The organism is Terrabacter aeriphilus (genome assembly GCF_039542985.1).
GTDB classification, from domain to species: Bacteria; Actinomycetota; Actinomycetes; order Actinomycetales; family Dermatophilaceae; genus Terrabacter; species Terrabacter aeriphilus.
Window position 1 is genome coordinate 39,563 of record NZ_BAABIW010000024.1, and the last position, 21,383, is coordinate 60,945.

Consider the following 21,383-nt stretch of genomic DNA (forward strand, 5'->3'; position numbering starts at 1 on the left):
AGGCCTTGTTGTAGAGCACGAAGGAGAAGGTGGTCTGCGCGCATGATCGGCGTGTCACAGTTCCGCGGCCTGATGGCCCAACGTCAGGTGCTGCGCACCCTGGTGGAGCGTGACCTCAGGGTCCGCTACGCCGGCAGCGTGCTCGGCTACGTGTGGACGGTGCTCGACCCGCTGCTCATGGCGCTCGTCTACTTCGTCGTCTTCACGCTGATCTTCACGGCGCGCCAGACCGGCAACCAGCCGTACTTCCTGCACCTCATCACCGGCCTCTTCCTCTGGCAGTGGTTCGCCTCGAACATGTCGGAGAGCTCGCGCGCGCTTTTGTCGGAGTCGCGCCTCGTGCGGTCGGCGAACCTGCCGCGCGAGCTGTGGGTCGTGCGCGTCGTGCTCGCCAAGGGCATCGAGTTCGTGCTGACCCTGCCGGTCGTCGTCGCCTTCACGATCTTCTACCTCATCACCGGCGACACGAAGCTGCACTGGACGATCATCTTCATCCCGGTCGCCCTGGTGCTCACCTTCCTGCTCTCGGTCGGCATCGGGATGATCCTCGCGCCGATCACCGTGCTCGTCACCGACATGGCCCGCGTCGTGCGCATCGCCCTGCGCCTCGGCTTCTACGCGACGCCGGTGCTCTACAGCGCCGACATGGCACCCGACACCCTGCGCACGGTGCTCGCACTCAACCCGATGAGCGGCATCCTCGAGCTCTTCCGCTCCGGCTTCTTCAAGGGCGAGATGAACCTGTTCTCGGTGGCGTCGGCGTGCGTCCTCACCGTCGTCCTGCTCCTCGTCGGGGCGTTCGTCTTCAAGCGGCTCGAGCCGGCCGTGCTCAAGGAGATCTGATGGCCAAGCCGGTGATCGAGGTCCGCGACCTGGGGATCGAGTTCTTCCGCTCGCGGCGGCGGCGCATGTCGCTGCGCGAGATCGTCTTCAAGGGCCAGAGCGGCGCCACGACCGAGACCTTCTGGGCGCTCAAGAACATCTCCTTCGACGTCGGCCGGGGCGAGGCCGTCGGCCTCGTCGGTGGCAACGGCAGCGGCAAGAGCACCCTGCTCAAGATGATCGCCGGCGTCATGCTGCCCGACGAGGGCTATGCCACGGTGCGCGGCAAGGTGGCTCCCCTCATCGAGCTGACCGGAGGCTTCCTCGGCGAGCTCACGGCGCGCGAGAACGTCTACCTCGCGGCGGGCCTGCACGGCCTGACGAAGCGGCAGATCGACGAGCGCTACGACGAGATCGTCGACTTCGCCGGGCCGCAGGTCCAGAACGGCATGGACATGCCGTTCCGCCACTTCTCCTCGGGCATGCAGGTGCGCCTCGCCTTCTCGCTCATCACGACGCTCGACCAGCCCGTCGTGCTCGTCGACGAGGTCCTGGCCGTCGGCGACCGCGCGTTCCGGGAGAAGTGCTACACCCGCATGGAGTCGATGCTCGAGGGCGGCAAGACCCTCTTCCTCGTCTCGCACAGCGAGCACGACCTCAAGCGCTTCGCCGACCGCGGCCTCTACCTCAAGACCGGCACGCTCGTGCAGGACGGCCCCATCCTCGACGTGCTCGACCGCTACCACCGCGACGCGGACGCCGGTTCGTGAGCCTCGACGAGCGCCCGCTCGTCGGCGACGCTCGTGCCCGGTCGCTCCACGGCACGTCGGCCGGCGGTGACCTCGTCGTGCTCGGCGGCACCCCCGACGCCGACCTGCTCGCGTCGCTCGAGCCCTTCGCGCTGACCCGCCGCGGTGACGGGCCGGACCAGCCCGCGGACCAGCTCGCCTCCGCCGCCGACGTGGCCGCGCGGGGGAGCGGCCCGCTCGTCCTCGTCGCGGCCGACCTGCGGGTGAGCCCCGTCGCGCTCCTCGACGTGCTCGATGCGCCGCGCGACACGACAGCGGCGGCCGTCGTGGGCGCCCCCGCCGTCGTGGGCGCCCCGGTCGCCGAGAGCCCGTTCGCCCCCGTGCGCGTCGACGACACCGCGCGCCGGGTCGTCTCCGTCGGCACCGTGCGCCACGTCGTCAGCGTCCCGACGGCGTATGCCGTGGGTGTCCTGCGCGTCGCGGCCGCCGACCGGGCCCGGGTGGCCGAGGTGCTGCGCGCCGCCGCCACGAGCGGGTCGGCCCGAGAGCCGGGGGTGCCGGCCTTCGACCTCGCGCTGCTCGCGGTCGTCCGCGACGCCGTCGTGCCGGTCGCGGCCGTACCGCTCGCGCACGTCACGGTCGCCCGGGGCGACGTCGAGCTCCCCGGCGCGCCGGGGTCGCCGTGGCAGCAGCGGCTGCGCGCGGCGTCCCGCGGCAACGACGGCGTCTTCTCGACGCACGCGATCCGTCCGCTCTCGCGCCGCCTGACGGCATACGGCCTCCGCCACGGCTGGACGCCGAACGTCGTGACGCTCGTCAGCCTCCTCCTCGGCCTCGCGGCGTGCGCGCTCGCCGCCGTCGACGCGCGCTGGAGCTGGGTGTTCGCGGCCGTGCTGCTGCAGGCCTCGCTCGTCGTCGACTGCGTCGACGGCGAAATCGCCCGGTTCACCCGCCGCTACAGCGCGCTCGGTGGCTGGCTCGACGCCGTGAGCGACCGCGTCAAGGAGTTCACGCTCGTCGCGGCCGTCGCCTGGGTCGCCGCCCGGCGCGGCGAGGACCTGTGGTGGCTCGCCCTCGTCGTGCTCGCCGTGCTCGCCGTGCGCCACGTCGAGGACTTCGCCTACGCGATGCGCGGTCGCGCCCAGCGCGCTCGGCCCCCGGCCTCCCTCGCGCTCGACGTGCCGGGCGACGGCGGCCCGCGGCACGCGCGCACCGACGTGCCGCCGCCGCCGCGCGGCCGCGCGCTCCTCGTGCGCGACGTCAAGCAGGTGCTGCACCTGCCGATCGCCGAGCGCTACCTCGTCATGTCGGTCGGGCTGCTCACCTTCAGTCCCGCGGTGCTGCTCTGGGCGCTCGGCGCCGCGTCGGTCGTGGCGCTCGCCTGGACCCAGGTCGGCCGGCTCGGCCGGGCCCTCGCCGGCCGTGACGGCTTCGGCCCGGAGCGCCCGGACCCGACCCTCGCGAAGCTCGCCGACCTCGCCGTGCTGCCCCGGCCCACCGGCCGCGGCCGGCTCTCCTGGCAGCTGCCCGGCCTGCTCGTCGCGGTCGAGGCGGGGGCCCTGCTCCTCGCGGCCGGCGACGACCCCGCCGCCCGGGCCGCGGCCTACGCCTGGCTGGCCGCGGTCTGCTGGCACCTCTACGACGCCGTCTACCGCCTGCGCGAGACCGGGCGCGGCCCGTCACGCGCGCTCGTGCGGGCCACCCTCGGCGTCGAGGGCCGCGTGGTCGTGCTCGCCCTCGTCGGCGGGTTCACCGACCACCCGGCCTGGGCGCTGCTCGTCGGCGCCGTCCTGCTCCTCACCGCGTATGCCGTCGAGTCCGCCCGCGCCTGGCGCTCCGATGCGGCCGGTCGGCCCCCGACACGGCAGGATGGGCGATCGTGACGCACGACCCGACGAACGACCGCCCGAGCATCGCCGAGCTCAAGGCCGTCGCGCAGCCCCCGGAGCACATCGCCCGCTACAACGCCGAGCACTGGGCGGGGGCGCTCTACATCCGCCACCTGTCGATCTACGCCACGCGGGCCCTGCTGCCGACGCACATCACGCCGAACGGCGTCACCTGGCTGATGATCCTCACCGGCCTCGTGGGCGCGCTCGCCATCCCGTTCGGCGGCCTCGTCGGACCCGTCGTCGCCGTCGTCGCCATGCAGCTGCAGATCCTGCTCGACTGCTCCGACGGCGAGGTCGCCCGCTGGCGGCAGCGCTTCTCGCCCGCCGGCATCTACCTCGACCGCATCGGCCACTACGTGACGGAGGCGGCGATCCCGGTGGCGATCGGGCTCCGCGCGGACGGCTGGTCGCTCACGGACCCCGGCGACGTGGGCGGATGGACCGTGCTCGGGCTGCTCGTCGCCCTCGGCGTGCTGCTCAACAAGGCGTTCACCGACCTCGTGCACGTGGCCCGCGCCAAGACCGGACGCCCCCCGCTCGAGGACGTCGCCGGCACCGCCCGGCCCAAGGCCTCGGGCATGGCGGCGGTGCGCCGGGCCTTCGACTACCTGCCGATCTTCCGCGCCTTCGTCGCGGTCGAGGCCTCGATCCTCGCGCTCGCCGCCGGCGTCGTCGACGCCGTGCGCGGCGACCTGCTCGGCACGCAGGTGCTCGTCGTGGCCATGGTGCCCCTCATCGTCGCCACGGCCGGGGGCCACCTCCTCGGCGTCCTCGCGAGCTCGCGGCTCGACTGATGCTCCCGGTGCTGCAGTGGGCCCAGGAGCACGGCGAGGTCGGCGGCGTGCGCACGAGCCACGCGCAGCTCACCTCGATCCTGCGGGCCGAGGGGGTCGAGGTCGCCTACGTCGACACCGGGTCCGCGAGGCGCGCGGCCGCCATGCTGCCCCGGCTGCGCCACCGGGCCATGCACCTGCTGCACCTGACCCGGCTCTGGCGCGCCATGCTCCTCGCCCCGCTCTTCGCCGTGCTGCGCGGGCGCACCGTCCTCGTGCTCCACTCCGGCTCGACGAGCGGCCAGGTCGCCCGGATGCCGTGGTGGCGCCGGCGCCTGCTCGTGCTCGCCCTCTACGCCTACGACGAGATCTGGGCCGTCAACGACGAGATCGGCGCCATCCTGCCGGAGGCGCTCCGCGCGCGGATCACGGTCGTCACGCCGTTCGACTCGTCCGCGGCCCCCGTGCCGAGCGCCATCGAGCGCGAGCCGCACGCCCTCGCCCTCGCCACGAACGCGGGCCTGGCCCACTACAACGCCGACGTCGGCGTCGAGGTGACGCGGCGGGTGCGCGAGCGCTGGCCCGACGCGACGCTGACCGTGCTCGCCTACGGCAACGACACGCTCGAGGTCGAGGCGCTGCGCCGCACGGCCGCGAGCGAGCCGTGGCTCACCGTCGAGTTCGACGCGAGCCCCGCCGAGGTCTCGGGCGTGCTCGCGCGGGTCGGCACCTTCCTGCGCCCGACGAGCTGGGACGGCGACTCCGTCATCGTCCGCGAGGCGCAGGCCGCCGGGGCCACCGTCGTCGCGAGCGACACCGCGCCGCGGCCGCAAGGGGTCGTGCTCGCCCCGCTCGACGCGTCGGCCCTGGCGGTCGCGGTCGTCGACGGGGGAGTCGTGAGTGACGGCAGCGGGCTCGCCCGGACGACGCTGGCGGATGCCGTGCGCGCGGCCGGGCGTGCGCCCGGGCGTGCGTCCCGTCCTGCGCGGGGTCGTGCGCCGGGTCGTGGCTGAGGCTCCGGCTTCGATACCCTCGCAGTCGACGAGCGGGGCCGCCGCCTCGTCCACCCCGCCCTAGGAGCAGCGTGAGCAACCGGACCGTCATCACCTTCGGGACGTTCGACGTCTTCCACGTCGGGCACGTCCGGGTGCTCCAGCGCGCCGCCGAGCTCGGCGACCGCCTCGTCGTCGGGGTGTCGGCCGACGCCCTCAACGTCGCGAAGAAGGGCCGTCCGCCGGTCTTCAACCAGGACGAGCGCCTCGAGATCATCGCGGCCCTCAAGGTCGTCGACGAGGTCTTCGTCGAGGAGTCCCTCGAGCTCAAGCGCGACTACATCGTCGAGCACGGCGCCGACGTGCTCGTCATGGGTGACGACTGGGCCGGCAAGTTCGACTGGGTCGGCGACGTCTGCGAGGTCGTCTACCTCCCGCGCACGCCGTCGGTGTCGACGACGGGCCTCATCGAGCACATCGCCAGCCTGGGCTGAGCGCCTCACTGCCCCCAGGGGGCGGTCGAGGCATACGTCCCGGCGCGGAGCGGGGGAGCGAGGCGCGAGTCGCCCTGCACGCGGTAGACGAGCAGCGCCCCGTCGTTCGAGCGCCGCGCGAGGAGGTCGCCCCGGCCGTCGCCCGTGAGGTCACCCGCACCGCGCACGGCACTCATCCCGTTCCAGCCCGAGGCCCCGACGACGCGCACGCCCCGGAAGCCACCGGCACCGGTGCCGGAGTAGAGCACGAGCGCGCCGTCCTTGGCCCGGACGGTCATGAGGTCGCGGTGGCCGTCGCCGTCGAACTCGCCGGACGTGATCTGGCTCAGGCCGCTCCAGCCGGAGCCGATCTGCCGGCTCGCGACGATGCGGCCGGAGCCGTCGCCGCGGTGCAGCACGAGGCGGCCGTCGGTCATCCGGGTGACGATGTCGGTCTTGCCGTCGCCGTCCCAGTCGCCGACCGGCACGACGAGGTCGACCGACCTCCAGTTGCCCGCCAGCCGGTAGCGGCCGGCGTTGAGGCCGCTCCTGCCGAGGCCGGGGTAGTACCAGGCGACGCCCGCGGCGTCGATCGCGACGACGTCCCCGAGCGTGTCGGCGTCCCACGGGCCGACGGCCGCGGCCGCTCGCATCCCCGAGAAGCCGACCGACAGGATCTGCTTGGTCGTGAAGGCCATCGAGCCCGTGTACGACACGGTCCGCAGCGTCGGTCCCGACGGCAGCACGACGTCCGGCAGTCGCTCGCCGGTCACGTCGCGCGGCGTGTAGGCCGACGAGCGGGCGGGCGCCGAGGTGATCGTCCACCAGGTGCTCCGCAGCTTCATCGTCGTGCGGAAGGACTCGCCGCTCACGGTGGTCGAGCCGGCCGACCCGGCGAGCGTGACCGAGGCGACGCGACCGCCGAAGGTGCCGTTGCCGCCGCCGCCGCTCCGCGAGTCCACGGTCAGGGTGCGCAGCGCGCCGATGCGCGGGTAGGCCTTCTCGATGGCCGAGGCGGGCAGCCCGGTCGTCCACGAGGCCGGGTTGGCGCTCGAGCGGACGACGCCGTCGTAGGGGTCCGTCTTCGCCGGCAGGTAGGTGGTCGAGCCCTTGACGGTGCGCCCACCGTTGGAGGCGGAGTACTGCGTGAAGGCCGGCTTGCCGCCGTACGTGAGGATCGTGCCGGCCGTGGCCACGGTCGCCGCCGTCGAGCGGGCGTCCTCGTAGCGGCGGGTCAGGACGCCGGTCGAGCTGTAGTCGGCCACGCCCTTGTAGGCCTGGCACGCCACGTCGCACGTGTCGTAGACGCGGGAGCCCGCGGTGGCCCGCGCGTTCGCGGCGAAGGTGCGCGCCGCGACGGCCTGCGCCGACAGGGCGGCGGCCGGCCAGCTCGCCGACATCTCGACCGGCACCACAGCGCGCGTGTAGCGCTCGAAGCCGAGGACGTTGACGGCATACGCCCGCCCGCTGACGTTGACGACGCGGATCGTGCCGGCGTACTCGCGCTGGGCGCCGCTCGGCAGGAGCACCCGCACCGACGACGTCGAGGGGCGGCTCACGGCGAGCGGCGCGGAGGAGGCACGCCAGTTCGTAGCGGCGAACCAGCCCGTGCCGGAGTTGGCCTGCAGGGTCGTTGCCGACCCCTCGGGCACGATGCGCCAGCGGTAGCTCGTCGACAGCGGCGTGCTGCGCCGGCCGTCCGAGACGACGAGGCCGCTCAGCTTGGACAGCTGCACTCCCGAGGTGCCGAGCGTCGAGAGCCACACGCGCAGGGCGGGGTCACCCTGGCCCGTGCGGGTGGTGCCGGGGTAGTAGAAGCCGAGCACCTGCGACCACGTCAGGCCCTTGGTCGCCGCGCCGTAGGCGCCCCACTGCGAGAGGCCGACGCCGTGGCCCGAGCCGCGGCCGGAGAACGCGAAGAGCGAGGACTCCGGGCGCGCATACGTCTCCGACGCCGTCCCCGGAGCGATCGGCTGCCACTGCCCGGCACGCCACCGGGTGCCGGCGTCGCGCCGGATCGTCGGCAGCTGCGTCGTGTACGCCGTCGTGCCGGGGCAGCCGGTCAGGCTGAGGTCGCGGTGCCCGATGGTGCGCGGGAGGGTGACCTCGACGCCCGGCTTGAACTTGGAGTTGCCGGCCGAGGTCAGGGTGACGCTCGACGTCGGGTCGAAGAGCGAGCGGTCGGCCTCCCACGCGACGAGCTGGGTCACGGTGTTCTGCGTGGCCGCCGAGAAGGGGGTCGAGGTGTGGTCGCCGATGACCGAGATGCCGGTCGTCTCGGCGTTGAAGCCGCCCGCCTGGGCGCCCTGGACGAATCCGGTCGGGCTGCCCTTGCGGCCCTCGTAGGCGCGGCCGAAGCGGTCGACGAGGATCTGGTAGCCGAGGTCGCACCAGCCCTGGCTCTGCGTGTGGTACGCGTAGATCGAGCGGATGAGGGCCGGGGCCTGCGCCGCCGTGTACGTGTTCGAGTTGACCGTGTGGTGCACGACGACGGCCTTGAAGCCCGGCAGCCGCTCGGAGTCGCAGGTGCGCAGGCTCTCGTCGGCGCCCCACTCGGCGCGCGAGATGATGGTCGGACGGGTCACCGCGGCGGACGCGGAGCCGGGCGGGTCCGCGAGCGCCGCGTCCGCGCTCGAGCTGCCGCCGTCGACGAGGCTGGCACGCAGGCCCTTCGGGGTGCTGCCGTCGGGGGTCGTGACCCGTACGTCGATGCCGTCGGAGCCCGCCGCGGCGACGGCCTCGGTGCCGGGGCGGGCGTGCCGCGCGTCGGCCGAGCCGGGGTCCGGGCCGTCGTCGTCGATGCCGAGCTCGGTCCAGCCGCTCCAGCCGGTGGCGTCGTGCGTGCGCACCTGCACCGTCGTGCCGGCGGGCGGCGTCGTCGCGAAGGTGACGCCCGCGAGGTCGAAGTCGACGTCGCGCACCTGCGTGCTCGCGACGACCGGGTCCGCCTTGGCGGCCGAGCGCGACAGCGTGCGCGCCTGGGTGCGCGCCTGGGTGCGCGCCTGGGTCGTGCTCACGGCGGGGATGTCGACGTCGTGGACGACGGGGGCGACCGGCCGGGGTGCGGCGCCGGAGGTGACCGTGGGCGCGACGACGAAGGTCGCGCCGAGGGTGACGACGGCAAGGGCGGTGGGGACGAGACGCACGGCGTCGCTCCTGGGTCAGGTGACAACAACAGTCCTAAATGTCCCATTAGTGAGACCCGGATGACGATTCGGGGCCCGACGAAATCCGTCGGGCCCCGAATTCACAGGAACGGCGCTGCGCCGCCGGCAGGTCTCAGCCGCGCACCGGCGCCGGCTGCAGGTCGACGGTCAGCTGCGGCTCGGTGCGGGCGCGCACCTCGTCCTCGGTCACGCCGGGGGCGAGCTCGCGCAGCACGAGGCCCTGCTCGGTGACGTCGAGCACGCAGAGGTCGGTGATGATCCGCTGCACGACGCCGCGGCCGGTGTAGGGCAGCGAGCACTCCTCGACGATCTTGTAGGAGCCGTCCTTGGCGTTGTGCTCCATGAGCACGATGACCTTCTTGGCGCCGTGCACGAGGTCCATCGCGCCGCCCATGCCCTTGACCATCTTGCCGGGGATCATCCAGTTGGCGATGTCGCCGCCCTGGCTGACCTGCATGGCCCCGAGGATGGCGGCGTCGACCTTGCCGCCCCGGATCATGCCGAAGCTCGTCGCCGAGTCGAAGAAGGCGGCGCCCTTGCGCAGGGTCACCGTCTCCTTGCCGGCGTTGATGAGATCGGGGTCCTCGTCGCCGTCGAACGGGTAGGCGCCGACGCCGAGGATGCCGTTCTCCGACTGGAGCACGATCTCGACGTCGTCGGGCACGTAGTTCGGCACGAGGGTCGGCAGGCCGATGCCGAGGTTGACGTAGGCGCCGTCGGCCAGCTCGGCGGCGGCGCGGGCCGCCATCTGCTCGCGGGTCAGTGCCATCTCAGGCCTCCTGGTCGGTCGGGGTGGCGCGCGGGCGGACGGTGCGGCGCTCGATGCGCTTCTCGGCGGCCTGCTCGGGCGTCAGCGGCAGCACGCGCTGCACGAAGATGCCGGGCAGGTGCACCTCGTCGGGGTCGAGCTCGCCGGGCTCGACGAGCTGCTCGACCTCCGCGACCGTGATGCGCCCGGCCATCGCGCAGAGCGGGTTGAAGTTGCGGGCCGACTGGTTGAAGACGAGGTTGCCGTGCCGGTCGCCCTTGGCGGCGCGCACGAGGCCGAAGTCGGTCGTGATGGCCGTCTCGAGCACGAAGGTCCTCGTCTCGCCCATCCACTCGAGCTCCTGCGTCTGCTTCGGCGGTGACGCGACGGCGACGTTGCCGGCGTCGTCGTAGCGCCACGGCAGCCCGCCCTCGGCGATCTGGGTGCCGACACCGGTCATCGTGAAGAACGCGCCGATGCCCGAGCCGCCCGCGCGCAGCCGCTCGGCGAGCGTGCCCTGCGGCGTCAGCTCGACCTCGAGCTCGCCGGAGAGGTACTGCCGCTCGAACTCCTTGTTCTCGCCGACGTAGGAGCTCACCATCCGGCGGATCCGCTTGTCGCGCAGCAGGATGCCGAGACCCCAGTCGTCGACGCCGCAGTTGTTCGAGACGGCCTCGAGGTCGGTCAGACCGGTCTCGTGGATGGCGGAGATGAGCACGCTGGGGATGCCGCAGAGGCCGAAACCGCCGACCGAGAGCGACATTCCGTCGCGGATCCCGGCGATGGCCTCCTGGGGGGTGGAGACGACTTTGTCCATGGCCGGACTCTATCCGCGCCGCTGGCCCGGTGGGCCGTGGGGTGGCGACACACGCCGGGTCCGACGTGTGGGGCCGGGCCACGTGGGGGCGCCGCGCAGCAGGGGGTGCAGCCGGCGCCCTCAGCGCGCGTCGGTCGTCACGCCCTCGGCCGTCAGGCGTGCGGTGAGGTCGGCGTCGCGCGGCCCGCGCACGAGCACGACGGAGCCGTCGACGGCCCACGCGGCCAGGCACGCGCGCAGCACGTCCTCGAGCTCGCCGCCGAGGGCCACGCGGGGTGCCTCGCCCCACTCCGGTCGCGCCACGACGACCTCGCCGTATGCCGTGTCGCCCGCCGCGCCCGCGAGCGCCACGTCGCCCGCCTCGGGGTCGGACATCGGGCTGAAGACGTCGCCGTGGGTCGCGAGCTCCCGGGCCTCGTCGACGGCCGCCGGGGCCTCGGCGGCATCGGGGTGGCTGCGGGCCAGGGCAGCGGGCGTCACGAGCACCGCGTCACCGCCGTGCGCGGCGGCCGCGGCGGTCGAGGCGGTGACGAGGACGTCGGCGCCGGTCGCCGCGGCGCCGACGACGACGGTGCCGCCCACCGACCACGTGGCGAGCGCCCAGTAGAGCGAGCGCCAATGGGCGGGCAGGTCGAGCCCGACGGTCGTGCCCGGCCCGGCGGCCGCGTCGTCCTGGAGCAGGTTGGCGGCCTTGGCGACCCAGTTGGCGAGCACCCGCGCGCTCAGCTCGATGCGCTCGCCGGCGGTCGGGCCCGGCTCGTCGTCGTACCACGTGAGGCGCGGTCGGCCCGGGTCGGAGGCCGTCATCCGGGCCAGCACCTCGGCAGGCATTCGGGGTGTCGTCATGTCAGCTGTTCGTCGCTCCCCGCACGGTGGTGCCGGCCGGGGGTTCGGTCAGCGGGTCGTCGTCCTTGAGGGCGCCGAAGAGGGCTTTGGCCCGCTCGGTGTCCCACTTGACGGCGAGCGCACCAGCGCTCGTGCGGTAGGAGAGGTCGGAGGTCGGCACCGACAGCGAGAGGCCCTCGTCGTTGCTCACCGAGCGCATCGCCTGGAGCACGCGGACGGCATCCATGATCCCCGTCCCGGTGCCGACCGCGAGCCCGGCCGCCGAGGCGTCGGCGAAGTCCTTGTAGCGCCAGGGGATGAGGACCGTCGACGGAGTGGCTGCCTTCTTCATGAGGGCGCCGAGGAACTGGCGCTGGCGCGCCGCGCGGCCGATGTCGCCCATCGGGTCCTCGTAGCGCGAGCGCACGTAGCCGAGGGCGTTGCCGCCGTCGAGGTTCTGGCAGCCCTTCTTGAGGTCGATGCCGGCCTTCTTGTCCTTCATGTCGCGCGGCACGCAGAGGTTGACCCCGCCGACGCTGTCGACGACGTTCGCGAAGCCTCCGAGCCCGATCTCGACGTAGCCGTCGACGTGGATGCCGGTCACCTGCTCGACGGTGTCCGTCAGCAGCTTGGGCCCGCCGATGGAGTACGCCGCGTTGATCTTGTTCGAGCCGTGGCCCGGGATCGGCACGTACGAGTCACGCGGCAGCGACACCATGACCGGCTTGCCGCCGCTCTCGGAGACGTGCACGAGCATGATCGTGTCGGTGCGGTTGCCCTCGGCGTTGCCGGTCGCGTACTTCTTGCGCTGGGCCTTCGTCAGCCCCTCGCGGCTGTCCGAGCCGACGAGCAGGTAGTTGTAGCCCGAGGTGTCGACCGGGCGCTCGCCGTCGGGGATGTTGTCGACCTTGTTGACGGCGCTCCAAGCGTGCATCGGCACCCACACCATGAAGCCCACCCAGGCGAGGAGCAGGACGAGCAGGGCGACGAGCGCGAGCCGGCCCTTGCGCCAGCGGTACCGCTGCCGCTCGGGGACCTCCACGACGTCGTCCGGCTCGGGCGCGGGGCCGTCGGACCGGCCGTGCCCGGTGCGCCGGGGCGGGGCGACCGCGCCCCCGCCGGGACGCTTCGGTCGGCGGCGCGTGTCGACGACGTAGGCGTCGTCGCGGCCGGGTCGGGAGGGGGTGGGGTCAGTCGGCATCGGAGGTCTTCACGCTCGGGGACGGGGGGAGCTCGGCGGACAGTGTGTCAGGCGAACCTGTCGACCTCGCGTGCTCGGCGGCCGGGCGGGCCTCGTCGAGGGCGATCCGCCGCGCGAGGCGGGTGTAGCGGGTCTCCATGGCGCGGAACCGCTTGTACGTCGTGACGACGAAGCCGAGGAAGGCGACGACGAGGCCGTAGAGGATGAGGTCGGCCCCGCGGCCGATGCCGAACCACCTGGCGATGCGCGTCCACGTGCCGCTCGGGTCGATGATCGAGTAGATGGCGAGCGCCGCGAGCAGGAGCAGCCCGATGCGGCGCACCGCCTGGGTGCGCTGGCCCGACCCGACGAGCAGCCGCCACGCCACCCCGAGGGTGCCGAGGATGAGCAGGACCTGGATGACGCTCTGCCTGCTCATCGCCAGATCAGCTCCGCGAGGATGTTGACCGCGTTCCAGAGCGACTGGCCCTTGGCCCGGCTGTAGTCGGTGTAGAGGATGTGGACCGGCTCCTCGGCGTAGGCGACGCGCTGCCCGTCGAAGCGCATGGCCCCGATCTGCGCGACGATCTCGGAGGCGTGCGCCATCCGGTTCTGGGTGATGTCGAGCTTCGCGACGACGTCGCGGTGCAGCACCCGGAGGCCGTTGTGGGCGTCCGTGAGCCGGGTGCCCGTCGTGACGTTCGTGTAGGCGACGGCCGCTCGCAGGACGAGCCGCTTGCCGGCCGAGGCCTCGGTGCGCTCGTCGAGGAAGCGCGAGCCGAAGACGACCCTGACGTCGCCGCGCCGGGCCCGCTCGAGCATGACCTCGACGTCGTGCAGCTGGTGCTGCCCGTCGGCGTCGTAGGTGACGACGTAGCGCATGGCCGGGTCGCCGAGCGCGTAGTCGAAGCCGGTCTGCAGCGCGGCGCCCTGCCCGAGGTTGACCGGGTGGCGCACCACCGCGGCCCCGGCGGCCTCGGCCTGCGCCGCCGAGTCGTCGTGCGAGCCGTCGTCGACGCAGACGACCTTCGGGAACGTCGCGCGGGCCTCACGCACGACCTCGGCGATGACGGTGGCCTCGTCGTAGAGCGGCACCACCAGCCACACGTCCTCGTTCTGCATGCGACCCAGCGTAGAGCGGTCCTGGGGCGCCGCCTGACACGCTCGCGGGCGGCCGGCCAACTAGAGTCGGGGCACCATGACGGACGCGCTCTCACCGGGACCCCCGCCGACCGGACCGGCAGCGCTGCGCATCGCCGTCGTCGGTCCCACCCACCCGCACCCGGGCGCGGCGTCCGCCCACACGATGACGCTCGCCCACCTGCTCACGGATGCCGGCCACGACGTCACGCTCGTGTCGTGGGCGAATCCGCGCCCCGCGTGGCGCCCACGCAGGGCGTCCGACGCCCCGCCGGAGGACGTGCCCGCGGTGCAGCCCTTCGCCCGCACCGTCCGGGCCCTCTCGTGGGCGCGGCCGGACACCTGGGTGCGTGTCGGCCGTCACCTGCGCGACGTCGACGCGGTCGTCGTCGTGCACGTCGCGACGGCGGACGCCCCGGCCCACCTCGCCCTGCTGCGTGCGGCCAGGGCCCTGCCCGCCGCGCCCGGTGGGCCCGACGGGACGCACCCCGGCGTTCGGGCGCGGTCGGTCGTCGTCTGCCACGAGGTGTTGCCGGCCGGGCACCACGTCGGTGACACCCGTCTCGTGGGGGCCCTGCTCTCGCGCGTCGACGCCGTCATCGTGCACGCCGCCGAGGAGGAGCAGACCGCCCACCGCCTCGGGGCCCGGCGCGTCCGCGTCGTCGACCTGCCGCCGCACCTGCGCGCGGGCGAGCCGTCCGGGCCGTCGTCGCGGCCGGGGCCGACCCGCCTGCTCGCCCTCGGTCGGGTGCACGAGCCCGAGGGGGTCGACCTGCTGCTCCGCGCCATGCGCGCGGCGCCCGACGTGACGCTGACCGTCGCCGGCGAGCTGACCACCGCCACCCGCGGCACGATCGAGCACCGAGCGGCCGACCCGGCGCTCGCCGGCCGCGTCGAGGTCCGCGACGGCCACGTGCCGGCTGACGAGCTGGCCGCCCTCCTCGCGGAGCACGACGTGCTCGCCCTGCCGCACCGCTCCGCGAGCACCACACAGGACGTCGCGCTCGGACACGCGCACGGCCTGCCCGTGCTGGCCGTGGGCGTCGCGCCCTTCTCGCACCTCGTCCACGACGGCGTCGACGGCCTGCTCGTCCCGCCCGACGACGAGCCGGCGCTCGCCGCCGCCCTGCGCCGGCTCGGCGACCCGGAGCTGCGCCGCCGCCTCGCCGAGGGCGTGCAGACCCCCGACCTCTCCGGGCCGTGGGCGCACTACCTCGGCACGCTCGAGGCGCTCTCGGTCGACACCGATCAGCACGTCGGCGCCGACAGCGCGGACGAGGGCGAGGACGAGGACGACGGCGCGGGCGACGACGCCGGCCAGGGCCCCGAGGGCGGCTCCCGCCCCGCCCGGATGCGGTCGGCGGCGACGCGTGCCCTCGCGCGGTCCGTCGTGCGCCCCGTCGCCGACGCGGCCGACCGGGGCCGCCGAGCCGCCGCGCACGCCGTCGCGTCGCGGCGCCGCCTCGTCACGCTGCGCCGGAGCGACCTGCCCGAGTGGGTGCTCGCCACCGATGTCCTCGGTGAGCCCGACGAGGCGGACGACGCCCGCCGTCTCGCCCGCATCCTCGGGCTGCCGCGCTCGCTCGACAGCGTGTCCGCGTGGGCGGCGCTCGGCGCGCTCGCGGCGATCCTGCGGGTGCGCGACGACGGCCGCCGCAGCGCCGTCATCGTCGACGAGGGCGGCAGCCGGTCGCTGCTCTCCCGGTGGGCCCGCGCCGTGGGGTTCGCCCCGGTGGAGATCGACTTCACCGGAGCCCAGCCGAGCGTGGCCGCGCTCGACGTCGACGCCGGCTCGCTCGACGTCATCGTGCGCATCCACCCCGACGGGTGCGACGCCGACGACGTCGACCACGTGCTCGAGCAGGCGTCGTGGGCGCTGCGCTCGGGGGGCCTGCTCGTCGTGACTGTTCCGATCGGGCCGCGGGCGGCGGAGGGCGCGCTGGGACCGGCCGACGTCCGCGGCGTGCTCGCCCGCGCGCACGACCTCGGATTCGTGCTCGTCGGCGACCTCGACGGCGACGTCAACGCCCGCATGCGCGAGGCCGGCTCGCGGGCGCGGGCCGACGACGCGGCATACGGCCTCGTGCGGCTCACCCTGCGGCGGCGCTGAGCGCGGGCGCGGCGTGACCGGCGCGCGGATGCGGGGTCGGCGGCTGGTCGCTGCCATGATGGGGCGGCCATGACTCGACACCGGATCCTCACCGCGCTCCGCGTGGGCATCGCCCTCGTCACGCTCGCCGCCGTCGTCTACGCGGTCGCGCGCAACTGGGCCGACGTGTCCGTGCACCTGAGCAAGGTGTCGTGGAAGACCTTCGCCGCCTCGGGGCTCGCGGCCGTCGCCGGCACGTGGCTGACGATGATCGGCTGGAAGACGCTGCTGCGCGACCTCGGCTCCGACCTGCACCTCGCCCCGGCCTCGGGCGTCTACTTCGTCGGGCAGCTCGGCAAGTACCTGCCGGGCTCGCTGTGGTCGGTGCTCGTGCAGGCCGACATCGCGAGCCACCTCAAGGTGCCGCGCCGGCGCACGGCCGTCACGGGACTGCTCGCGCTGGGGCTCGCGCTGCTGACCGGTCTGCTCGTCGGGCTCCCGGCGGCGTCGTTCCTGCTGACGCGGGAGTCGTCGGGCTTCGACTGGTGGCTGCTGCTCGGCATCCCGATCCTCGTCGTGCTCTGCGTGCCGCGCCTGCTCAACGCGATCATCGACCGGATGCTGCGCACGATGCGGCGAGAGCCGCTCGAGCAGGGTCTGTCGACGGGGGCCGTCATCCGGGCCGTCGTCGTCTTCCTGCTCGTCTGGGTGTGCTTCGGCGTCCACACGCTGCTGCTCGCCCGGGCGGTGGCGGGGGAGGGCATGCACCCCGACCTCACCGTCGCGTCGATGACGGGCTACGCGCTGTCGGTCTCGCTCGGCATGCTGACGATCGTCCTGCCCGCCGGTCTCGGCGCCCGCGAGGGCCTGCTGACGCTCATCCTCTCGACGGCGATGCCGACGCCCGCGGCCGCGGCCGTCGCGATCATGTCGCGCTTCCTCGTGACGATCGTCGACGTGCTGGCCGCGCTCGGCGGGTGGCTCTACGCGCGGTCGCACCACCTCGTCAGCGAGCGCCGCGCGGACTGAGCCACGCGACCTGGGCCGGTGGGCTCAGGCCGGGAGGCGCGTGCGTCAGCGGCGCTCGAGGACGAAGACGGGGATGAGCCGGTCGGTCTTCGTCTGGTACTCGGCGTAGGGCGGGTAGGCGGCCACGCAGCGCTCCCACCACTGGCTCCGCTCGTCGCCCTCGAGCTCGCGCGCCCGCACGGGGAACGTGTCGGTGCCGGCCTGCAGCTCGATGTCGGGGTGCGCGAGGAGGTTGTGGTACCACTGCGGGTGCGTCGGGGCGCCACCCTGGCTCGCGACGGCCGCGAACGAGCCGTCGTGCTCGACGCGCATGAGCGGCACCTTGCGGATCGCGCCGGACTTGGCGCCCCGCATGGTGAGCAGCACGACGGGGCGCTCCATGATGTGCACGCTGTCGGTGGTGCCGGTGCGGGCGATGGTGTCGACCTGGTCGCGCACCCAGTCGCTGGGGCTCGGGACGTACTCGTCGGTGGTGGCCATGCGCTCAGGCTAACCCGGGCGGTGCGGGTCAGGCCGCGCCGGGCTCCGGGGCCGAGCTCCACGGGAACTTCTTGACGAAGTCCTCGACGACGGTGGTGTTGAGGCCACCGCACAGCTGGCGGTGCCCCATCTGGTTCGAGACCTTGCCGGTCGACTGGTCGACGTCGGCGCCCCAGTGCGACAGCGCGTACTTCTTGCCGGCGGGGAAGGCGCCGCGGCTCGTGTCCCAGGGGGCGACGAGGAACTTGTTGCCCGCCTCCTGCATCGCGTTGACGCGGGTGGCGAGCGCGGCGAACGAGCTCGCCTGCTCCTTCTCGACCGAGGGGTCGTACCAGAGGATCGTGTAGCCGTGCTCGAGGTTGTGCACGAGGGTCTCGACCGCCGGCCGGTCGGCGGTCGTGTAGACGCGGCGGCTGTCGACGGCGGGGGCGACGAAGTGCTTGCCGCTCGAGGGCGGCACCGTCGCGTAGTCGACCTTGGTGAGGGTCGGGGTGTTCGTGCCCGGGCCGACGTGGTCGCTCGAGCCCGTGGCGGGGTCGTTCGTCACGGGGTCGCACGAGGCCGCGGCGGCGTCACCGCTGATGGCGGCGAGCGCCTCGTCCTTCTTGTTCTGCTCACCGACGATGGCCCACGTCACGGCCCCGGCGATGATGGCGAGCACGGCCACGCAGGCGCCGATGACGACGAAGAGGCGACGGCGCTCGGCCTTCTTCTGCTCGGCCTGCATGGCCGCCACGCGCTCGCGGCGGTCTCGGCTCGTCTCGCGGGCCATCGTTCCTACTTCCTGTCGGCGTGCGGTCGTGAGTCGCTGGCGTCGGCAGTCACCCTCCCGGTGCCCGACGGTGCCGAGTGTAGGCGAGGATGTTGTGGTGCCCGAACCGTCCAGCCGCCTCTGGCGCACCGAGCGCGTCATCGCGCTGCGGGCCCAGCTCGGGGTGTTCCGCCGCGGGTCGGGCGACCCGACGTCGCGGTTCGCCGCGGACGGGTCGGTGACGCGGGCCGTGCAGACCCCCGCGGGCGTCGGCACCCTGCACCTCGTGTGCCACCCCCGGGGCTCGGAGGTGCACGCGCAGGCGTGGGGCCCGGGGGCGCAGTGGCTGCTCGACTCCGTGCCCGCCCTGCTCGGTGACGGCGACGACGCCTCCGGCTTCGTGCCCCACCACGACGTCGTCGCGCAGGCCTGGCGGCGGTTCGCGCACTGGCGCGTGCCGCGCTCGGGCCTGCTCTTCGACGCGCTCGCCCCGGCCGTCATCGAGCAGAAGGTGACCGGCCAGGAGGCGTTCTCCGGCTACCGCGTGCTCGTGCGCCGCTACGGCACCCCCGCGCCCGGCCCGTTCCCCGGCCTGATGGCCCCGCCCACCCCGGCCGGCTGGGCCGCGATCCCGTCCTGGGCGTGGCTGCAGGCGTCGGTCGACGGTGCGCGGTCGCGCACGCTCGTGCGGGCCGCCGGATATGCCGGCCGGCTCGAGGAGGGCCTGTCCGTGTCGGTCGCGGAGGCGCACCGCCGCATGCGCGCCCTGCCCGGCATCGGGGTGTGGACCGCTGCCGAGGTGGCCCAGCGCGCGCTCGGCGACCCCGACTCGCCGTCCTTCGGCGACTACCACGTGGCCAAGGACATCGGGTGGGCCCTGACCGGCACCCCGGTCGACGACGACGGCATGGCCGAGCTGCTCGAGCCCTACCGCGGGCACCGCTACCGCGTGCAGTCGCTCCTCGGCCTCGCCGGCCACCACCGGCCCCGGCGCGGGGCGCGGATGGCGCCGCGGACCCACCTGCCCACGCAGGGGCGCTGACGGCAGCCGGAGCCTGTGACGGGCTTGGCCCATTCCGCCCTGTTTCGTGGGGTTGGTGACCTAGAGTCCGAGCCGGTCGGTGCTCCACCGGCCGACACCGCTCACAGGGGAGAAAAAGCCGCATGGCTCGTCATGTCACCGGGGCCTCGGGCCTCGTCCTCGGGCTCGCAGCCTCGCTGCTCGCCCCGATCGCGCTCGCGACGCCGGCGGGCGCCGCTGCAGGTCCCACCTCCGGCTCGACGGGCGCTGACCCCCAGGGCCAGCGTGGCCGCACCGGACACGTCCTCGCCGACGGCGCCGACGCCGTGCACCTGTCGCCGCGCGCCGCCGCGGGGACGGTCGCCGCGGCCTCGACCGGCCGGGCCTTGCCGAAGGCGCTGCGCGCGACGTCGCACGCGGGCGCCACGCCGCAGGCCGGCACCCGGGTCGGGTCGGCGGTCCGCGGCGCAGGCGTCCAGGCCGCACCGAGCCCCGCCGCCGGGCTGACGAGCTGCTCGAACGACGAGCTGTGGGTCAACACCCTCGCCGAGCGCTCCGTCGTGCACGTCGCCGTCCCCGGCGCGTCGAGCATCGTGCTCCAGCGCCAGCGCGACGGCGGTGCCTGGCGGTCCGTCGCCACGGTCGCCGCGGCATCGGGCACCGTCAAGGACGCGTCGATCAACCAGCGCTCCGTCTACCTCTACCGCCTCGTGGCCAAGCGCGGCGACGGCACTGTCGTGCGCGACTGCGCGACGGAGTACTACCAGGGCACGTGGACCCGCGACGGCTGGGGCACGGTCGACGCCGTCGTTGCCGCGAGCACCGGCGTCTACCAGCAGGGTGAGTACGACCAGGGCTCGCGCTCGTCGTCCGCCGAGCGCTTCGTCGCGCCTGCCTTCTCGGCCGACGGGCGGCTGTATGCCGTCACGCGCGTTGCGGGTCCGGCGGGCCACCCGGTCCTCGAGGTGCGCCGGGCGAGCACGTCGGCCGTCGTCTTCACCGTCGACCTCGGCGCGGGCGTCATGCCGGCCGACCCGGCCTTCTCCTTCGACGGCCAGACCCTCGCCTTCTCGCGCTACGACGCGGGCGGCGAGCCGATCGGCGTCGGCTTCGTCGACCTCTTCGGCGCCCACGCCGTCCGGTCGGTGACGACCGTCCCCGCCGTGGCCGAGCCGGCCTGGCGCGCCGACGGCAGCCTCGTCGTCAGCACCTTCGGCACCGACGACGACGGCCTCGGCGTCCTCTGCCGCACGTGCACGACGGTGACGCCGCTCGCTGGGACCTCCGGCGGCTACACGCCCGAGGTCGCGCCGAACGGCACGATCTGGTTCACGACCGACGACGGCGCGCGGAGCACGCTCAAGCGCAAGACGACGAACGGCGTCGTCGCGACGGTCCGCTCGTCCGCCACCGACTCGTTCGCCTCGCCGCGCCTGACGACGGACGGCTCGCTCTTCGTCGAGCGCGACGTGCCGGACCCCGCCGACGCGAACGCCTACACGGTCGGCGTCCACCGGGTCGACCTCGCGGGGGCCGCCGACGGCAGCGACGACGAGCTCTCGGCCATCGGCTGGGAGGAGGCGCCGTCGAGCACGACGCTGCACGGTTGGGACGTGCGCCAGGTGCAGGGCAAGGGCACCTCGAACCGCACCGGCGACGGTCACCACGACCTGCTTGCGCGCGACGGCAAGGGCGCGCTGTGGGCCTACCGCAACACCGGCATGGAGCTCGACGGCCGGGCCCAGATCGGCTCCGGCTGGGGGCTCTACCGCACCTTCGTCTCGGTCGGTGACCTCACCGGCGACGACCAGGCCGACCTCGTCGCCCGCGACGTCGACGGCACCCTGTGGCTCTACCGCGGCCGCCTCGGCAGCGGCGGCTTCCTCGAGCGCACGCGGCTCGGCACGGGCTGGGGCGGCTACACGGTCGTCGGCCCCGGCGACTGGAACGGCGACGGCATCGCCGACATCCTCGCCCGTGACGGTCGCGGCACCCTGTGGCTCTACCCCGGCACAGGCCGCGGCACGCTCGCCGCGCGCGCGCAGGTCGGCACCGGCTGGTCGGGCATGACGGCGCTCGTCGCGAGCGGCGACGTCGACTTCGACGGTCGCACCGACCTCATCGCCCGCGACGGCGCCGGCCGCCTCCTGCTCTACCCGGGCAACGGCACCGGCGGCTTCCTCGCCCGGCGCCAGATCGGCAGCGGCTGGGGCGGCTTCACCTCGATCACCGTGAGCGAGGCGACGTACGGCCGGGCGCTCGTCTGGGCCCGCACGGCGTCCGGTGAGCTGCGCGGCTACGAGATCTACGGCGACGGCGCCTTCGTCCCGGGGTCCTACAGCGAGGGCACCGGTTGGGGCTCGTTCCTACTCACCGCCTGAGTCCCGACGAGCAGAGCGGCCCGGCACCGTCCGTGGGTGCCGGGCCGCTCTGCG

At 74.1% G+C, this 21,383-nt stretch carries 19 protein-coding genes; 10 read left to right on the forward strand and 9 right to left on the reverse strand.

Translation table 11 applies throughout. From position 1 onward, the window contains the following. Positions 1 to 42 precede the first annotated feature (42 nt). The 6 genes from ABD979_RS17010 (at position 43) to ABD979_RS17035 (ending at position 5,722) form a co-directional block, all read left to right on the forward strand. Positions 43 to 843: an ABC transporter permease gene (locus tag ABD979_RS17010; RefSeq protein WP_345508701.1), complete on the forward strand. Its 801-nt coding sequence runs from the start codon at positions 43 to 45 to the stop codon at positions 841 to 843. Continuing rightward, positions 843 to 1,592 (forward strand): ABC transporter ATP-binding protein, encoded by a 750-nt coding sequence (locus ABD979_RS17015; RefSeq protein ID WP_345508702.1) that lies wholly within the window; start codon positions 843 to 845, stop codon positions 1,590 to 1,592. Before ABD979_RS17010 ends, ABD979_RS17015 begins: the two co-directional genes overlap by 1 nt. Next, entirely contained in the window at positions 1,589 to 3,454 is a 1,866-nt protein-coding gene (locus tag ABD979_RS17020; RefSeq protein ID WP_345508703.1) for a DUF5941 domain-containing protein, read from the forward strand. The genes ABD979_RS17015 and ABD979_RS17020 overlap by 4 nt, the downstream gene beginning before the upstream one ends. Continuing rightward, positions 3,451 to 4,257 carry a CDP-alcohol phosphatidyltransferase family protein gene (locus tag ABD979_RS17025; protein ID WP_345508704.1) on the forward strand — a complete coding sequence of 269 codons (807 nt, stop codon included), beginning with the start codon at positions 3,451 to 3,453 and terminating at the stop codon, positions 4,255 to 4,257. Before ABD979_RS17020 ends, ABD979_RS17025 begins: the two co-directional genes overlap by 4 nt. Next, positions 4,257 to 5,249, forward strand: a complete 993-nt coding sequence (locus ABD979_RS17030; RefSeq protein WP_345508705.1) for a glycosyltransferase family protein — start codon at positions 4,257 to 4,259, stop codon at positions 5,247 to 5,249. Before ABD979_RS17025 ends, ABD979_RS17030 begins: the two co-directional genes overlap by 1 nt. Positions 5,250 to 5,320: 71 nt before the next feature. Beyond that, positions 5,321 to 5,722, forward strand: a complete 402-nt coding sequence (locus tag ABD979_RS17035) for an FAD synthase family protein (protein ID WP_345508706.1) — start codon at positions 5,321 to 5,323, stop codon at positions 5,720 to 5,722. Positions 5,723 to 5,727: 5 nt separating this feature from the next. Here ABD979_RS17035 and ABD979_RS17040 read toward each other — a convergent pair whose 3' ends face one another. From ABD979_RS17040 to ABD979_RS17070, 7 genes are all read right to left on the reverse strand, one after another. Continuing rightward, complete coding sequence (locus ABD979_RS17040; protein WP_345508707.1) at positions 5,728 to 8,847, reverse strand: SpoIID/LytB domain-containing protein; 3,120 nt, start codon at positions 8,845 to 8,847, stop codon at positions 5,728 to 5,730. A gap of 133 nt (positions 8,848 to 8,980) precedes the next feature. Further along, positions 8,981 to 9,637 (reverse strand): 3-oxoacid CoA-transferase subunit B, encoded by a 657-nt coding sequence (locus ABD979_RS17045; RefSeq protein WP_345508708.1) that lies wholly within the window; start codon positions 9,635 to 9,637, stop codon positions 8,981 to 8,983. 1 nt (position 9,638) lies between these two features. Then, complete coding sequence (locus ABD979_RS17050; protein WP_345508709.1) at positions 9,639 to 10,433, reverse strand: CoA transferase subunit A; 795 nt, start codon at positions 10,431 to 10,433, stop codon at positions 9,639 to 9,641. Between the two features lie 120 nt (positions 10,434 to 10,553). Next, the gene (locus tag ABD979_RS17055) at positions 10,554 to 11,279 is read right to left on the reverse strand and encodes a TIGR03089 family protein (protein WP_345508710.1); all 726 of its coding nucleotides are present in this window, start codon (positions 11,277 to 11,279) and stop codon (positions 10,554 to 10,556) included. Between the two features lies 1 nt (position 11,280). Further along, positions 11,281 to 12,459: an LCP family protein gene (locus tag ABD979_RS17060; RefSeq protein WP_345508711.1), complete on the reverse strand. Its 1,179-nt coding sequence runs from the start codon at positions 12,457 to 12,459 to the stop codon at positions 11,281 to 11,283. Continuing rightward, positions 12,449 to 12,877, reverse strand: a complete 429-nt coding sequence (locus tag ABD979_RS17065; RefSeq protein WP_345508712.1) for a DUF2304 domain-containing protein — start codon at positions 12,875 to 12,877, stop codon at positions 12,449 to 12,451. Before ABD979_RS17065 ends, ABD979_RS17060 begins: the two co-directional genes overlap by 11 nt. Beyond that, a complete protein-coding gene (locus ABD979_RS17070; protein WP_345508713.1) occupies positions 12,874 to 13,560 on the reverse strand; it encodes a glycosyltransferase family 2 protein in 687 nt (228 codons plus the stop codon). Before ABD979_RS17070 ends, ABD979_RS17065 begins: the two co-directional genes overlap by 4 nt. 76 nt (positions 13,561 to 13,636) lie before the next feature. On the opposite strand from ABD979_RS17070, the gene ABD979_RS17075 reads away from it, so the two are divergent. Both ABD979_RS17075 and ABD979_RS17080 read left to right on the forward strand, forming a co-directional pair. Continuing rightward, positions 13,637 to 15,688: a glycosyltransferase gene (locus ABD979_RS17075; protein WP_345508714.1), complete on the forward strand. Its 2,052-nt coding sequence runs from the start codon at positions 13,637 to 13,639 to the stop codon at positions 15,686 to 15,688. 69 nt (positions 15,689 to 15,757) lie between these two features. Next, positions 15,758 to 16,696 carry a lysylphosphatidylglycerol synthase domain-containing protein gene (locus tag ABD979_RS17080; RefSeq protein WP_345508715.1) on the forward strand — a complete coding sequence of 313 codons (939 nt, stop codon included), beginning with the start codon at positions 15,758 to 15,760 and terminating at the stop codon, positions 16,694 to 16,696. Positions 16,697 to 16,741: 45 nt separating this feature from the next. Here the strand turns inward: ABD979_RS17080 and ABD979_RS17085 are convergent, their stop codons facing one another. Together ABD979_RS17085 and ABD979_RS17090 are read right to left on the reverse strand one after the other, a co-directional pair. Further along, positions 16,742 to 17,176, reverse strand: coding sequence for a nitroreductase family deazaflavin-dependent oxidoreductase (locus ABD979_RS17085; RefSeq protein ID WP_345508716.1), 435 nt, complete (start codon positions 17,174 to 17,176; stop codon positions 16,742 to 16,744). Positions 17,177 to 17,204: 28 nt separating this feature from the next. Next, positions 17,205 to 17,948: a DUF3105 domain-containing protein gene (locus ABD979_RS17090; protein WP_345508717.1), complete on the reverse strand. Its 744-nt coding sequence runs from the start codon at positions 17,946 to 17,948 to the stop codon at positions 17,205 to 17,207. Positions 17,949 to 18,042: 94 nt separating this feature from the next. Between ABD979_RS17090 and ABD979_RS17095 the strand changes: the two genes are divergently transcribed. Both ABD979_RS17095 and ABD979_RS17100 read left to right on the forward strand, forming a co-directional pair. After that, positions 18,043 to 18,969, forward strand: a complete 927-nt coding sequence (locus ABD979_RS17095) for a DNA-3-methyladenine glycosylase family protein (RefSeq protein WP_425584001.1) — start codon at positions 18,043 to 18,045, stop codon at positions 18,967 to 18,969. A gap of 122 nt (positions 18,970 to 19,091) precedes the next feature. Next, positions 19,092 to 21,329 (forward strand): VCBS repeat-containing protein, encoded by a 2,238-nt coding sequence (locus ABD979_RS17100; RefSeq protein ID WP_345508719.1) that lies wholly within the window; start codon positions 19,092 to 19,094, stop codon positions 21,327 to 21,329. Positions 21,330 to 21,383 lie beyond the last annotated feature (54 nt).